This window comes from Brevundimonas lutea (genome assembly GCF_003704105.1).
Lineage (GTDB): Bacteria > Pseudomonadota > Alphaproteobacteria > Caulobacterales > Caulobacteraceae > Brevundimonas > Brevundimonas lutea.
Window position 1 is genome coordinate 471270 of record NZ_QUOQ01000003.1, and the last position, 13690, is coordinate 484959.

General features: G+C 68.7%; 14 protein-coding genes. 4 read left to right on the top strand and 10 right to left on the bottom strand.

The features are described from left to right. The first annotated feature begins 15 nt into the window (after positions 1-15). Positions 16-846: a glycosyltransferase gene (locus EES48_RS06260; RefSeq protein WP_122465510.1), complete on the top strand. Its 831-nt coding sequence runs from the start codon at positions 16-18 to the stop codon at positions 844-846. Here EES48_RS06260 and EES48_RS06265 read toward each other — a convergent pair. From EES48_RS06265 to EES48_RS06275, 3 genes are all read right to left on the bottom strand, one after another. Beyond that, positions 843-1307, bottom strand: a complete 465-nt coding sequence (locus EES48_RS06265) for an NfeD family protein (RefSeq protein ID WP_122465511.1) — start codon at positions 1305-1307, stop codon at positions 843-845. The genes EES48_RS06260 and EES48_RS06265 overlap by 4 nt on opposite strands. A 4-nt stretch (positions 1308-1311) precedes the next feature. Next, complete coding sequence (locus EES48_RS06270) at positions 1312-2310, bottom strand: SPFH domain-containing protein (RefSeq protein WP_122465721.1); 999 nt, start codon at positions 2308-2310, stop codon at positions 1312-1314. Between the two features lie 76 nt (positions 2311-2386). Beyond that, positions 2387-3265 carry a DUF817 domain-containing protein gene (locus EES48_RS06275; protein WP_122465512.1) on the bottom strand — a complete coding sequence of 293 codons (879 nt, stop codon included), beginning with the start codon at positions 3263-3265 and terminating at the stop codon, positions 2387-2389. A gap of 52 nt (positions 3266-3317) precedes the next feature. Between EES48_RS06275 and hutU the strand changes: the two genes are divergently transcribed. The 3 genes from hutU to hutH are packed head-to-tail and all read left to right on the top strand — an operon-like array spanning position 3318 to position 7402. Continuing rightward, positions 3318-4991 carry a urocanate hydratase gene (hutU, locus tag EES48_RS06280; protein ID WP_122465513.1) on the top strand — a complete coding sequence of 558 codons (1674 nt, stop codon included), beginning with the start codon at positions 3318-3320 and terminating at the stop codon, positions 4989-4991. Between the two features lie 6 nt (positions 4992-4997). Beyond that, complete coding sequence (locus EES48_RS06285) at positions 4998-5879, top strand: bile acid:sodium symporter family protein (RefSeq protein ID WP_122465514.1); 882 nt, start codon at positions 4998-5000, stop codon at positions 5877-5879. Then, positions 5876-7402 carry a histidine ammonia-lyase gene (gene hutH / locus EES48_RS06290; RefSeq protein ID WP_122465515.1) on the top strand — a complete coding sequence of 509 codons (1527 nt, stop codon included), beginning with the start codon at positions 5876-5878 and terminating at the stop codon, positions 7400-7402. The genes EES48_RS06285 and hutH overlap by 4 nt, the downstream gene beginning before the upstream one ends. 4 nt (positions 7403-7406) lie before the next feature. On the opposite strand, the gene EES48_RS06295 is transcribed toward hutH, so the two are convergent. From EES48_RS06295 to EES48_RS06325, 7 genes are all read right to left on the bottom strand, one after another. Then, a complete protein-coding gene (locus EES48_RS06295; RefSeq protein WP_122465516.1) occupies positions 7407-8099 on the bottom strand; it encodes a type 1 glutamine amidotransferase in 693 nt (230 codons plus the stop codon). Next, complete coding sequence (locus EES48_RS06300) at positions 8096-9412, bottom strand: CCA tRNA nucleotidyltransferase (protein ID WP_420807943.1); 1317 nt, start codon at positions 9410-9412, stop codon at positions 8096-8098. Before EES48_RS06300 ends, EES48_RS06295 begins: the two co-directional genes overlap by 4 nt. Then, positions 9409-10041: an NUDIX hydrolase gene (locus EES48_RS06305; RefSeq protein WP_122465517.1), complete on the bottom strand. Its 633-nt coding sequence runs from the start codon at positions 10039-10041 to the stop codon at positions 9409-9411. The genes EES48_RS06300 and EES48_RS06305 overlap by 4 nt, the downstream gene beginning before the upstream one ends. Further along, the gene (locus EES48_RS06310; protein ID WP_122465518.1) at positions 10038-10595 is read right to left on the bottom strand and encodes a DUF1285 domain-containing protein; all 558 of its coding nucleotides are present in this window, start codon (positions 10593-10595) and stop codon (positions 10038-10040) included. The genes EES48_RS06305 and EES48_RS06310 overlap by 4 nt, the downstream gene beginning before the upstream one ends. Positions 10596-10634: 39 nt before the next feature. Continuing rightward, positions 10635-11126 (bottom strand): GNAT family N-acetyltransferase, encoded by a 492-nt coding sequence (locus EES48_RS06315; RefSeq protein ID WP_122465519.1) that lies wholly within the window; start codon positions 11124-11126, stop codon positions 10635-10637. 67 nt (positions 11127-11193) lie between these two features. Further along, complete coding sequence (argS, locus tag EES48_RS06320; RefSeq protein WP_122465520.1) at positions 11194-12996, bottom strand: arginine--tRNA ligase; 1803 nt, start codon at positions 12994-12996, stop codon at positions 11194-11196. 3 nt (positions 12997-12999) lie between these two features. Then, a complete protein-coding gene (locus EES48_RS06325; protein WP_122465521.1) occupies positions 13000-13641 on the bottom strand; it encodes a Tat pathway signal sequence domain protein in 642 nt (213 codons plus the stop codon). Positions 13642-13690: the final 49 nt, after the last annotated feature.

Below are 13690 nucleotides of genomic sequence, written 5' to 3' on the forward strand. Positions count from 1 at the left end.
ACTGACAGGTGCGCCGTGGTTGCGATCGTTGGAGTTGTCCGCTTTTCGGTGCTGTCGACGGCGCGCAATCCCTTTGCTCTGGCCAAGGATCGGTCATTCGAAGACTTCGCGCGTCGCGTGCTTGATCCGCGTCGACTGGACCAGCGACTTCGGCTGTTCCAACACGTCACCCTGCCCTCGCTGGACGCTCAAACGGATCCCGATTTCGCCGTGCTGGTGCTTGCTCCCGAAAGGCTGGAAGCTCCATGGCGTCAGCGGCTTGGGGGCCTGGCGGAGCGGCGTCCCTGGCTACAGATCAGCTATCACCACGAAGCGGATTTCCGAACGACGGATGCCGATCCCCTGGTCCTGGACCTGCTGACGACGGAAAGCGCCTTCGCCACGTTTCGTCTGGACGACGACGATGCTGTGTCGATCGACTACATCGCCCGGGTGCGGCGCTATGTGACCACGCCCTTCAACGGTCACTCGGTGTCGCTCTGCAAAGGCTGGCAACTGGATGTCGGGGACGGGGCGGACCTGTACGGTCTCAAGCCTGTCGTCCGCCCCAACATCGCGGTGGGCCTCGCGCACATCTCGCGCAAGGACCGCAAGCCACGTACCCTTTTCGGCGTCTCAGACTATCACCTGCGGCATCACGAGCGGGTGCCGACGATCACCGACGGCAAGGCGGACGCCTTCGTCGCCCTGACCCACGAAACCAACGACACGGGCGCCAAGCGCGAGGCCCGCGTCCGCGACCTGGATCCGCTTGAGGCGCAGCAACAGCTGACCGACGCGGGCTTCAACCTCGACCTGATCGGCCTGGCCGAGAGCGTCGCCCGGACGCGAAACGAAGGCCGCTAGACCGGCCGCACCTTCAGCCGTGTGCCCGAGGCGTCCTCGACGACCACGGCGTCGCCAGCGAGGGGCGAGGCCGAGGCGCCGTCCATCAATTCGGCCGCCCATTCCGCGCCCGAGATGAAGATGCGTCCCTGTCCGCCGACGAAGGCCTGGACCACCGTCGCCCTTTGGCCAACCAGGCGGCTGTCGCGGGCGTTGATGTCGCTCTCGGTCGGGTTGATCCGCTTGACCAACCGCCTGGCGAACACCGTGCCGATGATGGTCAGGATGGCGAAGACGATCAGTTCGCCGACCAGCCCGAGCGGCAGGCCGATGGCGGTCAGCACCGCCACGATCCCGGCCGCCACGGCCGGCCACAGCAGCCACTCGCTGCCGATCGCCGCCTCGACGGCCAGGATCAGAGCGGCGATGGCCAGCCAGATCCAGAAGGGCTGGGCAGCATAGAGATCGGTGACCCATTCCATGGGACTACTCCGTGGGCGGGACGCCGCCGGCCGGGCGGCGCGGCGGGACGGGACGGGACGGCGCCGGCGGCGAGGAGCGGCTGTCGCGGCGTTCGATCTGCTGGTCCTTGGCCAGACCCACCAGTTCGCCCAACCCGGCCAGGGTGCCAACCAGTCCGCCCAGCTCGGCGGGTACGATGACGGTCTTCTGGGTTGGGTTGCGGGCCAGTTCGGCGAAGGCCTCGACGTACTTCTGCGCCACGAAATAGTTGATCGCGTTGACGTCGCCGCGGGCGATCGCCTCGGACACCATGGCGGTGGCGCGGGCCTCGGCCTCGGCCTCGCGTTCGCGGGCCTCCGCGTCGCGGAAGGCGGCTTCCTTGCGGCCTTCGGCCTCCAGGATCGCCGACTGTTTGGCGCCCTCGGCGCGGGCGATGGCGGCCTGTTTCTCGCCCTCGGCCTCGGTGATCACCGCGCGACGCTCGCGCTCGGCCTTCATCTGGCGGGCCATGGCGTTGGTGATGTCCGTCGGCGGGGTCAGGTCCTTGATCTCGATCCGGTTGACCTTGACGCCCCACGGCTCGGTGGCGGCGTCGATCACCGTCAACAGGCGCGAATTGATGTTGTCGCGCTGGAACAGCACCTCATCCAGGTCCATCGAACCGACCACGGTCCGCAGGTTGGTCGAGCACAGCTGGGTGATGGCGTAGTTTAGCTCGTCCACCCGATAGGCGGCCGCGGCGGCGTTCATCACCTGGATGAAGACGATGGCGTCGACCTTCACCATGGCGTTGTCCTTGGTGATGACCTCCTGCTGGGGCACGTCCAGGACCTGCTCCATCATGTTCATCCGCTTGCCCACCCCCTCGACGAACGGCGTCAGGAAGCTGATCCCGGGCGACAGGGTGCGGGTGTATTTCCCGAACCGTTCCACTGTGAATTCACGGCCTTGCGGCACGATCTTGATCGTTGAAAACAGGACGACGATGGCCAGGACGACCAGCGCGATACCCACGAAACCCATGAAACCTACCTCCCCGAACATGGCCACATTCTAGCCACGCATCGCCCCGGGTCCACGAAAACCGGCGCCAGACGGATTACTTCGGCGTCATCTCAGGCTCGGGACGATGCACCAGCGACACCAGAACCACGCTGATGATCATCAGCAGGAACCAGCTCCCCAGCTTGGCCAGGGGCACGGGCGACCATCCATCGGCCTGGTCCGGATAGATCCACGCCCGCGACAATGTGCCCAGGTTCTCGGCGAACCAGATGAACAGCGCCACCAGCAGGAATCCCAGCAGCACCGGCATCCACCGCCGCTCGCGATCCGGGGTGAAGTGGAACCGCGCCCGCCAGAACAACAGCGCCGTCGCCGCGAACAGCAGCCAGCGGAAATCCCAGATCCAGTGGTGGGCGAAGAAGTTCACATAGATGGCGGTCGCCAGCACAACCGTCATCCAAGCAGGCGGATAGTGTGAAAAGCGGATGTCGAAAATCCGCCAAATCCGGGCGATGTAGCTGCCCACCGCCGCGTACATGAAGCCCGAGAACAGCGGCACCTCGCCGATCCTCAAGAGGCTGGGCTCGGGATAGATCCAGCTGCCGGCTGCCGTCTTGAACAGTTCCATGATGGTGCCGACGATGTGGAAGACCAGGATGACGCGCGCCTCCTCCCAGGTCTCCAGCTTCAGCAGCAGCATTGCGGCCTGGATCGCCACCGCGCCGATCACCAAGAAATCGTATCGGGCCAGCGGTGACCCATCCGGATAGAACAGGAAGGTGCCGAGCAGCAGCGCCAGCATCAGCCCGCCGAACAGACAGGCCCAGGCCTGTTTGATCCCGAACATCAGGAACTCGAAGGCCCAGCGCCCGACCTGGCTGCGATCCGCCCGCGCCTGTGCCGCCGCCAGCAGCCGTCGCCCCCAAGCCTCCAGCGGAAGACGCGGCGTCGGTGAGTCGGATGCGGGGGCCATCACCGCACCCTAGCCTTCTCTCCGGCCTCGGGAAGGCGCTAGAACCCCGGCCATGACGAATCCGAAAGCCCAGTCGAACACTCGCGTCATTCGCAGCCCGCGCGGCCCGGAAATGACCGCCAAGACCTGGCAGGCCGAGGCCGCCCTGCGCATGCTGATGAACAATCTCGATCCCGAGGTGGCCGAGCGACCCGAGGACCTGGTCGTCTACGGCGGCATCGGCAAGGCGGCGCGCGACTGGGCCAGTTTCGACCGGATCGTCGAGGAACTGCGGGCTCTGGAGCCGGACCAGACCCTGCTGGTCCAATCGGGCAAGCCGGTCGGCGTCTTCCGCACCCACACGGACGCCCCGCGCGTGCTGATCGCCAACTCCAACCTGGTGCCCAGATGGGCGACCTGGGAGCATTTTGCCGAGCTCGATCGGAAGGGCCTGATGATGTACGGCCAGATGACGGCCGGCTCGTGGATCTACATCGGCACCCAGGGCATCGTTCAGGGCACCTATGAGACCTTCATGGAGGCGGGTCGCCAGCATTACGGCGGCGACTGGTCCGGGCGATGGATCCTGACGGCGGGTTTGGGCGGCATGGGCGGGGCCCAGCCTCTGGCCGCGACCATGGCGGGCGCGTCGTGCCTGGCTGTCGAATGCCAGGCCAGCCGGATCGAGATGCGCCTGCGCACCCGCTATCTGGATGAACGCGCCGATAGTCTCGACGAGGCGCTCGACATTCTGGAGCGCGCCAGGGCCGAGGGTCGGGCCGTCTCCGTGGGCCTGCTGGGCAACGCCGCCGAGGTGCTGCCCGAACTGGTCAGGCGCGACGTGCGCCCCGATCTGGTGACGGATCAGACCAGCGCCCACGACCTGGTCAACGGCTATCTGCCCAAGAGCTGGACCGTCGCCGAATGGGAAGACAGACGTCGCACCGACCCCGAGGCGGTGAAGTCGGCGGCGGCCGCCTCCATCGTCGATCACGTCGAGGCCATGCTGGCCTTCCAGGCGATGGGCGTGCCGACCACCGACTATGGCAACAACATCCGCCAGGTCGCGCTGGATAATGGCGTCCGGAACGCCTTCGACTTCCCCGGCTTCGTGCCCGCCTATATCCGCCCGCTGTTCTGTCGCGGCATCGGGCCGTTCCGCTGGGCGGCCCTGTCGGGCGACCCGGACGACATCGCCAAAACCGACGCGGCGATGAAACGGCTGTTCCCCGAGAACGAGGGCTTGCATCGCTGGCTCGACATGGCCGGCGAGCGCATCGCCTTCCAGGGTCTGCCCGCCCGCATCTGCTGGATCGGCCTGGGCGACCGGCACCGCGCCGGCCTGATGTTGAACGACATGGTGGCCTCGGGCGAGCTCAAGGTGCCGATCGTCATTGGCCGCGACCATCTGGATTCTGGCTCGGTCGCCAGCCCCAATCGCGAGACCGAGGCCATGATGGATGGCTCGGACGCCGTGTCGGACTGGCCGCTGCTGAACGCCCTGTTGAACACCGCGTCGGGCGCCAGCTGGGTGTCCCTGCACCACGGCGGCGGGGTCGGCATGGGGTACAGCCAGCACTCCGGCGTCGTCATCGTCGCCGACGGCACGCCGGAGGCCGCCAACCGGCTGAAGCGCGTCCTCTGGAACGACCCCGCCACCGGCGTCATGCGCCACGCCGACGCCGGCTACGACATCGCGCGGGACGCGGCGCGCGAAAACGGCCTCAACCTTCCCAGCCTGGCCTGACCGCGCATGGAATTCGCCGCCGTCGCCCTGCCGCTCGCACTCGGGATCATCATGTACGGCCTCGGGCTGGACCTGACGCCCGCGGACTTCGTGCGCGTGGGCAAGCAGCCCAAGGCGGCGGCCGTCGCCCTCGCCTGCCAGCTGCTGGTGCTGCCGGCCGTATGCTTCGGCCTGGTGCTGCTCTTCGATCTCCCGCCGATCCTGGCGGTCGGGATGATGCTGCTGGCGGCCTCGCCGGGCGGCACCACGGCCAATCTCTACAGCCATCTGTTCCGCGGCGACGTGGCCCTGAACATCTCGCTGACGGCGATCAATTCGGTCATCGCCGTCATCACCCTTCCGATCATCACCAACCTGGCCATCGCATATTTCCAGCCGGGCGACCTCAGCGTCGGCCTGCAGTTCGCCAAGACGCTGGAGGTCTTCCTGATCGTCCTCGTCCCGGTCGCCCTCGGCATGACCGTTCGCGCGTGGAAACCCGACTTCGCCCGCGCCATGGACAAGCCCGTCCGCATCGCCTCGGTGCTCATTCTGGTACTGGTGATCGTTGGCTCATTGGCCAGCAGCTTTGACCTGTTCGCGTCCAACTTCCTGCTGCTGGGCGGCATCACCACGGCCTTCTGCATCGTTAGTCTGACCGTCGGCTACATCGTCCCGCGCTTCGCACGCATCGAGAAGCCCCAGGCCATCGCCAGCGCCTTCGAGGTCGGCATCCACAACGCTACCCTGGCCATCGTCATCGCCCAGGGCGTTCTGGGACGACCGGATATGTCCCTTCCCGCCGCCATCTACGGCGTGCTGATGTTCCCCATCGCGGCCCTGTTCGGTCTCTGGATCGCCAGACGCGCGCCGGCTGACTTGGCGCATTCTTCGCGGAAATCCCAATGACCCTCACCATCGGCCAGTCGCCCCTCACCCTCGCCCAGCTTCGCGCGGTGCTCGACGGCCCCTGCGCCGTCGCCCTGACCGAGGCCGCCTGGGCCGATGTCGACCAGGGCGCGGCCATCGTCGCCGACATCGTGGCGCAGGGACGCACCGTCTACGGCATCAACACCGGCTTCGGCCTGCTGGCCAACACCTCAATCGCGCCCCAAGACCTTGAAACCCTGCAGAAAAACCTGGTGCTCAGCCACGCCTGCGGCGTCGGCCCCCTGCTGTCGCCGGAGGTGACGCGCCTGTTGATGGTGCTCAAGATCGCGTCCCTGTCCAAGGGCGCGTCCGGCATCCGGCGCGAGACGCTCCAGACCCTGATCGCCCTGGTCAACGCCGACATCCTGCCGGCCATTCCGTCCAAGGGTTCGGTCGGCGCCTCGGGCGATCTGGCGCCGCTGGCCCATCTGTCCTGCGTCCTGATCGGCGTCGGCGAGGCCCGTCAGGGTGATCGCGTCATGGACGCCGAGGCCGCGCTCGCCCGCGTCGATCTCAAGCCTCTCACCCTTGGCCCCAAGGAAGGCCTGGCCCTCCTCAACGGCACCCAGTGCTCGACCGCCCTGGCGCTCGCCGGCCTGTTCGCGGCCGAGAATGCCTTCGCCGCCGCCATCGCCGCCGGGGCTTTGTCGGTGGATGCGCTCAAGGGCTCCGACGCGCCGTTCGACGCCCGCATTCATGCCCTGCGCGGCCAGCCGGGCCAGGTCGACGTGGCCGCCCGCCTGCGCGCCCTGATGGCCGGATCCGCCATCCGCGACAGCCACCGCGACGACTGCGCCAAGGTTCAGGACCCCTACTCCCTGCGCTGCCAGCCCCAGGTCATGGGCGCGACCCTCGACATCCTGCGCAATGCCGCCGCCATGCTGGAGCGCGAGGCCAACGCCGTCACCGACAACCCGCTGGTCTTCCTGGAAGACGGCGAGGTCGTCTCGGGCGGCAATTTCCATGCCGAGCCGGTGGCCTACGCCGCCGACCAGATCGCCATGGCCCTTTGCGAGATCGGCAATATCTCCGAGCGCCGGACCTCGATCCTGGTCGACCCCAAGATGAGCGACCTGCCCGCCTTCCTGGTTCGCGAATCCGGCCTGAACTCCGGCTTCATGATCGCCCAGGTGACGGCCGCCGCCCTGGTCGCCGAGAACCGTATGGTCGCCCACCCCTGCGTGATCGACACCGTCCCGACCAGCGCCAATCAGGAAGACCACGTCTCCATGGCCACCCACGGCGCCCGCCGCCTGCTGGACATGGCCGAGAACACGGCGACGGTGGTCGGGATCGAGCTCCTGGCCGCCGCGCAAGGGCTGGAGTTCCACCGCCCCCTGAAAAGCTCGGCCGACCTCGAACGCGTGTTCAGCATCGTTCGGGAGGCGGCCGCCCCCTACGCCTCGGACCACTATTTCGCTCCGGACATCGCCCGCGCTACCGCGGGCGTGCGCGTCGGCCGCTATCGGACCTTCGCCAACGGCCTGCTGCCGAGCGGCTGACCGGTCAGTCCAGACCGAGGAAGCGCCGCAGCCAGCCGCCGACCAGGGCGCGATCGTCGGGCTGGGTCAGGCTCGCCAGCGCGGTGTCGACCACCGCGTCCGGAATCCTCCCGCGCCGCGCCTCGACCAGGGCGGCGGCATAGGCGGGTTGGAACTCCGGATGACACTGCAGGCTGATGGCGTCCTCGCCCCACGCCAGTCCTCCGAACGGCGTGAAGTCGCTGCGGGCGATGATCCGCGCCTCCGGTCCCGGATCGACCACCTGATCCTGATGCGACACCGGGATGGCGATGTGGTCGGCGCTCGGGACCATCCACGGCTCGGTCGCGACGATGTCATAGCGGTGCAGGCCGACCCCCCAGCCCTTGTCGGATTTCTCGACCCGGCCGCCGAAGGCCTGGGCCATGATCTGATGGCCAAAACAGATGCCGACCAGCCGCGTCCGCCCCCGCGCCGCCCGCAGCCAGTCTTCCAGCGGCGGGATCCACGCCCGATCCTCATAGGCCCCGGCCGGCGACCCGGTGACGATCACGCCCTGAAACGCGGTCGGATCGGCCGGCAGGGCGCGCTCCACATCGAAGACCTGGGTCTCGCCGCCCAGGCCCAGCAGCTTTCTGAACGCCGCCGGATAGTCATCGAACCTCTCTCGGAGCGCCTCGGGCGGCTGCCCGGTCTCAAGGATGGCGATGGGTTTCACGACCCCGCCTCCACCACGGTCTTCAGCCGCGCGTCATGGCCGTCTTCGGGAAAGTCCGCCTCGACCCACTGATCCTCGAATGCCGCGAGGATCCGCCCCGTGCGTGGACCCGGCTCGACACCCATCGCCGCGATCTGCTTGCCCCCGACCGGCAGCGCCGGAACCTCCCAGTCTTCCAGCGCCATCAGCCGATCCGCATCCTCCTCGCGCCACGGCTCGGCGGCCCAGGCGCGCATCAGCCGGTCGTGAAAGGTCTGCCAGCCCAGGCGATAGATCACCGCCCGCGCCTCGCGCTCGTCCATGTCCAGGCTGATCGACGGCCGAGCCGGCGGGCTGTCGGCGGTGGTGCGCACCAGCCGATCCTTGATGGCGTTCGACAGCCGCAGACGGTTGGCGGCCGAGCGCACCACCTCGCCGTCATCGGGCAGCAGCGCCGACAGCAGTTGCACCGGGTCGTGCGACAGCTCGGCCAGCCGGTGGAAAGTTTTGGTCTCGGTCGCCTCGGGCAGCACCTGAGACAGGACGCCCGATTTCTCCATGCGGTTGACGGCCGGGCGCGGCTGGGGCGCGGCCAGCAACTTCAGCAGTTCGGCCTGCACCCGTTCGGCCGACAGGCCCGCAATGCCCGCCTTCAGGGCTGAACAGGCCGCCAGGCCCACAGCGTCCGGCTCGCCCCGCCCGTACCAGGCATAGAAGCGGAAGAAGCGCAGGATGCGCAGATAATCCTCCCGGATCCGCTGGCGGGCGTCGCCGACGAAGGCCACGCGCCCCGCCTTGGCGTCGGCCAGGCCCTGACCGGTCGGGTCGAACACCCGGCCCTCGCCATCGGCGTACAGGGCGTTCATGTGGAAGTCGCGACGCGCGGCGTCCTCGGCCCAGTCGTCTGTGAACTCGACCTCGGCGTGACGGCCGTCGGTGGCCACGTCGCGGCGCAAAGTGGTGACCTCGAACGGCCGCCGGTTGGCGATGGCCGTGACCGTGCCGTGGCTGAGGCCGGTCGGGACCGACTTCAGACCCGCCGCCTTCAGCGCCTCGACCACCCGATCGGGCGTCAGCCAAGTGGCGATGTCGATGTCGAGCCCCTCGGGCCACACCGTCTCCGGATCGCGATCGTCGCCGTCGATCTCCAGGTCGGAAGCCAGATCGGCCTGACTGGGGGTCAGCCCCATGACGGCGTTTCGCACACAGCCGCCGACGAAGCGGGCGCAGTCCGCACCGCCCTCGGCTTCCAGCGCCGCCATCACCGCCTGTGTCTCGGCCCGGTCCAGCCACCAGGGCCGGCCGAGGCTCACCCCCGTCTCGCCGTCGCTCACGCCGCGTCCTCCCTGCGCTCTGGATGAAGCCGCAGCGACAGAGCCCGCAGCATCCCCGCCGTCGCGCCCCAGATGTAACGCTCGCCCCAGGGCATGGCCCAATAGGTCCGCTCGTGGCCGTCGAACGTCTGGACGTCGCGACGATGGTTGGCCGAATCCATCAGCCAGTCGAACGGCGCCTCGAACACGTCGGCCACCTCACCGGGATCGAGCACGGGCGTGAACCCCGGCCGCACCCAAGCGACGACAGGTGTGACCACGAAGCCGGTCACGGTCCTGTAGCTGTCCGACAGGCCCAGAGGCTCGACATCGCCCAGCGGCAGGCCGACCTCCTCGAAGGCCTCGCGCAGGGCCGCCTCAACCGCCGTTTCGCCCGGCTCGAGGCGACCGCCCGGAAAGGCGATCTGGCCGGTGTGACTGGCCAGACTGTCGGAGCGCCGGGTCAGGAGCAGGGTCGGTCCCTCCGCCCGATCCACCACCGGGATCAGCACCGCCGCCGGCCGCAACGGTTGATCCGCAGGGACATAGCCCGGATTGAGGTCATGATCGCCCAGGCCCGGCGCCGCATCCGCACGCCAGGCCTCGACCGGTTCGAGAGCGGCCGCCAGCCGCGCCTTCAGCCGGCTCATGCTTTCCCGTCCAGACGGCCCAGACTGAACCGCTCTCCGCCGGACCGGACCCACAGCTGCTCATCCTCGGTCTCGGCCATCTCGACCAGCTCGTAGAAGACCGCGCGCTCGATCCGCGCCTCCAGCCCGCGCCGCACATGGACATAGGGGGCCGGCTCGCCGGTCGCGGCGTCGACCTCGACCCGCAGCGGGTTGTCGGCGCCGGCCACGGTCTCGTCCCCGACATCGGTTGTGAAAAGCAGGTCGTCGCCGCGCCGCGCCACCGCGACGGCCCGAAACGGCGCGTCCTCGACCGTGATCTTCAGCTTCTCGACCGGCGTGACCAGGTGATAGCCGTCCGGGTCCTTCCTCAGCACGGTGGAGAATAGCCGCACCATCTCCGGCCGGCCGATCGGGGATCCCTCGTGCAGCCACACGCCATCGCGCCGGATGACGATATCGATCTCGCCGCAATGCTCAGGATGCCACAGATGGACGGGCGGCAGCCCCCGCCCTCCCCCGGCGGCCTGGGCCACCCCCGCGAGGCCGCTCTTGATCTGTGCTTCGGACGTCATGCCCGGGAGGTTAAGGAGCCTTGCGGGCGGATGAAAGGCTCAGGCGGGAAGAACCGGCCCCGCCGGCGCCTCGCCACCGAACCCCATCCAGAACAGTCGCGCCGGATCGACCGGCCCCGGCATCACCGGACCGTCGATACACGCGAACCCCAACCGGCCGAAAAACCCCTGGTCCCCGACCAGCAGCACTCCCGACGCGCCGCTCGCGCGCGCCGCTTCAACGGCCGCCTCGACCAGACGCGCGCCCACTCCGTCTGAGCGGCTGGCCCGCTCCACCGCGATCGGCCCCAGGAACAGGGCCGGCGCCCCGCCGATCGTAATGTTCCAAAGCCGCACTGAGCCAACGACGGCGCCGCCATCGCGCGCCACGAAGCCCACGGCCGGGGTCCGGCCCTCGCGCAGCCGCTCTGCCGTCTTGGCGTAGCGGCCGGGACCGAAGGCGCGCATCACCACCGCTTCGATCGCCGGGGCGTCGAACGGCGTCTCGGCCTCGATGGCCGACGCGGCAATGGTGCGGGCGAGAGCGGGCATTCAGGTGTCTCGGATCGAGGAGGCGCGCGCTCTAGGGCCACCTCCCGGGGCCGTCAAACGAAATCCGCTACATCCGCGCGGGCGTGTCGATGCCCAGCAGCTCCAGCGCCGTCTCCAGCTGGCGCAGCACCGTGGCCGCCAGAGCCAGGCGCGAGCCTCGCACGGCCTCATCCTCGGCCGCCAGCACCGGGCAGGCGGCGTAGAATTTCGAGAAGCTCTGCGCCAGACGATAGACGTGCTCGGCGATCAGATGCGGGCTGCGCCGGTCATAGGCGTCGGCCACCGCGCCGGCGAAGGCGTCCAGCGTCAGGGCCAGATCGCGTTCGGCCGGCTCGGCGATGCGAATCGCCCCCGGCGCAGCGCCCTGCCCCTCGGCCTTGCGCAGCAGGGATTTGATGCGAACGGCCTGGTAAAGCAGATACGGGCCTGTCTTGCCCTCGAAGCCGGTGAAGCGGTCCAGGTCGAAGACGTAGCTGGTGGTGCGGCTGTTCGACAGGTCGGCGAACTTCAGCGCCGCCACGGCCACGGTGTGGGCGATGGCCTCGAATTCCTCAGCCGGCACGCCCTCGCCCAGATGCGCCTCGCGCAGCCGCTCGCGGGCCTTGGCCACCGTCATGGAAATCAGGTCGTGCAGCTTCAGCACCCCGCCCGCGCGGGTCTTGAAGGGCTTGCCATCCGGCCCGTTCATGGTGCCGAAGCCCAGATGCTCCAGCGAGCCTGCGGGCGCATAGCCGGCCAGATAGGCGGCGCGGAACACCTGTTCGAAATGCTCGGCCTGGCGCTCGTCGACGACGTAAAGGATCAGGTCGGGCCCGATCGCCTGCTTGCGGTCGAGGATGGTCGCGAGGTCGGTCGTCCCGTACATGGCCGAGCCCTCGGACGAGACCACCAGCAGCGGCGGCGGGCTGGGCGCCTCGACCGTCGAGCCGTCCGGCAGCTTCCTCTTGCGGGTCTCGCCGGGTCGGGCGACATGGACCACGCGGGCGCCGTCATCCTCGACCAGCAGGCCCTTGGCCGCCAGCTCAGCCAGCATCTGGGCCATCACCGGATCGGCGTCCGATTCGCCGTTCCACAGGTCGAAGGTGACGCCCAGCGCCCCGAACTCGCGCTCCAGCGCCGTGCGGCTGACCGCCACGAAATGCGACCACAGTGCGCGGTAGCCCGGCCGTCCGGCCTGTAGTTCCGCCGTCGCCTTGCGGGCGCGATCGCGATAGGCCGGATCTTCCTTGGCCTTCGCCGCCGCCTGCGGATACAGCCGCTCAAGGTCGTCCAGCGACACCGGGCTCTGAGCCGGAAACGGCCCCTCGCCTTCAGCCATGAACGCATCGGCGCGGCCCTCATCGCCCACGGCGACGATCAGCAGCCCCATCTGGAAGCCCCAGTCGCCGAAGTGGGCGTCGCCCCAGACGATGTCGCCCCGGAAGCGGAACAGTCGCTTCAGGCTCTCGCCGATGATCGAGCTGCGCAGATGGCCGACATGCATCGGCTTGGCCACGTTTGGCCCGGCGTAATCGATGACCACTTTGCGCGGTTCGCCGACCGGCTCAGCCCCGGCCCGTTCGACGTCGTCCGCCACGGCCTGGGCGCGCTCCGCCAGCGCCGTGTCCGACAGGCGGAGATTGATGAAGCCCGGCCCAGCCACCTCAACGGACTGAAACCGCGCATCGCCGGCCAGACGCTCGGCCACCTTGGTCGCAAGCTCGCGCGGATTGGCCTTCATCGCCTTGGCGGCGGCCAGGGCGCCATTGGACTGGAAGTCGGCCAGATCGGGGCGGTCGGAGGGCGACACAAGCGCGCGCGCGCCCTCAACGCCCGCCTCGACGAAGGCGGTCGCGACCGCTTCGCCGAGGGTCGTCCTGAGATCGGTCATGGCTTATTGGCCGGCCTGGATCCGGAAACGGCTGCCCGAGCGGTTGAACTCGGCCATCTCGGGCGTGACGTCGAAGCCGATGAGGATTTCGAAGTTCGACCCCGAAACCTCCTGACCGGCGCGGGGAATGGTCAGGCCACGGATTTCCTCGGTGTGCTCGGCGCGGTCCGTGCCGGCGAAATCGACGGCGAAGTCGAAATACTGCTTGTCGAGGATGGCGTTATTCCGCTCCGTCACCGCGATCCAGTAGCGGTAGGTGCGCTGGTCGGCGCCGGCCTGAGGACCCTTGCCGAGACGGAACAGGATGTTCATGTCGACCGTGATCGGGTCGTCCTCGCGGTAGCGGCAGTCGGACGCGAGGCCCTCGATCTCGCCGGTGTAGCCGACGTTGGCCGAGGCCGCCTGACCGGTCAGCTCGACGTAGCGGGCGGCGTCGTAGAGGATTTTCACATAGGGGCACGGGCCGGCGTTGACCTGACCCGGCAGACGGAGGCGACGGATGCTCCAACCGTCGTCCTGTTGCCGGCCCTGGCTCTGCTGCTGCTGTTGCTGCTGCTGCGGACGCTGCTGCTGGGCCACGGCGAGGTCGGGCAGGACGAGCGCGCCGAGGCTCAGGGCGACGACGGCGGTAAGGACACGGCTCATGCGGGCGGAATTCCGATCGAACGGGAAGCGGGACGGCGGATCGACGCCG

Bases quoted from the DNA above. Each gene is read 5' to 3' on its own strand.
- EES48_RS06265 (WP_122465511.1), bottom strand. From the start codon at position 1,307: ATGGAATGGGTCACCGATCTCTATGCTGCCCAGCCCTTCTGGATCTGG.
- EES48_RS06270 (WP_122465721.1), bottom strand. From the start codon at position 2,310: ATGGGTTTCGTGGGTATCGCGCTGGTCGTCCTGGCCATCGTCGTCCTG.
- EES48_RS06275 (WP_122465512.1), bottom strand. From the start codon at position 3,265: ATGGCCCCCGCATCCGACTCACCGACGCCGCGTCTTCCGCTGGAGGCT.
- hutU (WP_122465513.1), top strand. From the start codon at position 3,318: ATGACGAATCCGAAAGCCCAGTCGAACACTCGCGTCATTCGCAGCCCG.
- EES48_RS06285 (WP_122465514.1), top strand. From the start codon at position 4,998: ATGGAATTCGCCGCCGTCGCCCTGCCGCTCGCACTCGGGATCATCATG.
- hutH (WP_122465515.1), top strand. From the start codon at position 5,876: ATGACCCTCACCATCGGCCAGTCGCCCCTCACCCTCGCCCAGCTTCGC.
- EES48_RS06305 (WP_122465517.1), bottom strand. From the start codon at position 10,041: ATGAGCCGGCTGAAGGCGCGGCTGGCGGCCGCTCTCGAACCGGTCGAG.
- EES48_RS06310 (WP_122465518.1), bottom strand. From the start codon at position 10,595: ATGACGTCCGAAGCACAGATCAAGAGCGGCCTCGCGGGGGTGGCCCAG.
- EES48_RS06315 (WP_122465519.1), bottom strand. From the start codon at position 11,126: ATGCCCGCTCTCGCCCGCACCATTGCCGCGTCGGCCATCGAGGCCGAG.
- argS (WP_122465520.1), bottom strand. From the start codon at position 12,996: ATGACCGATCTCAGGACGACCCTCGGCGAAGCGGTCGCGACCGCCTTC.
- EES48_RS06325 (WP_122465521.1), bottom strand. From the start codon at position 13,641: ATGAGCCGTGTCCTTACCGCCGTCGTCGCCCTGAGCCTCGGCGCGCTC.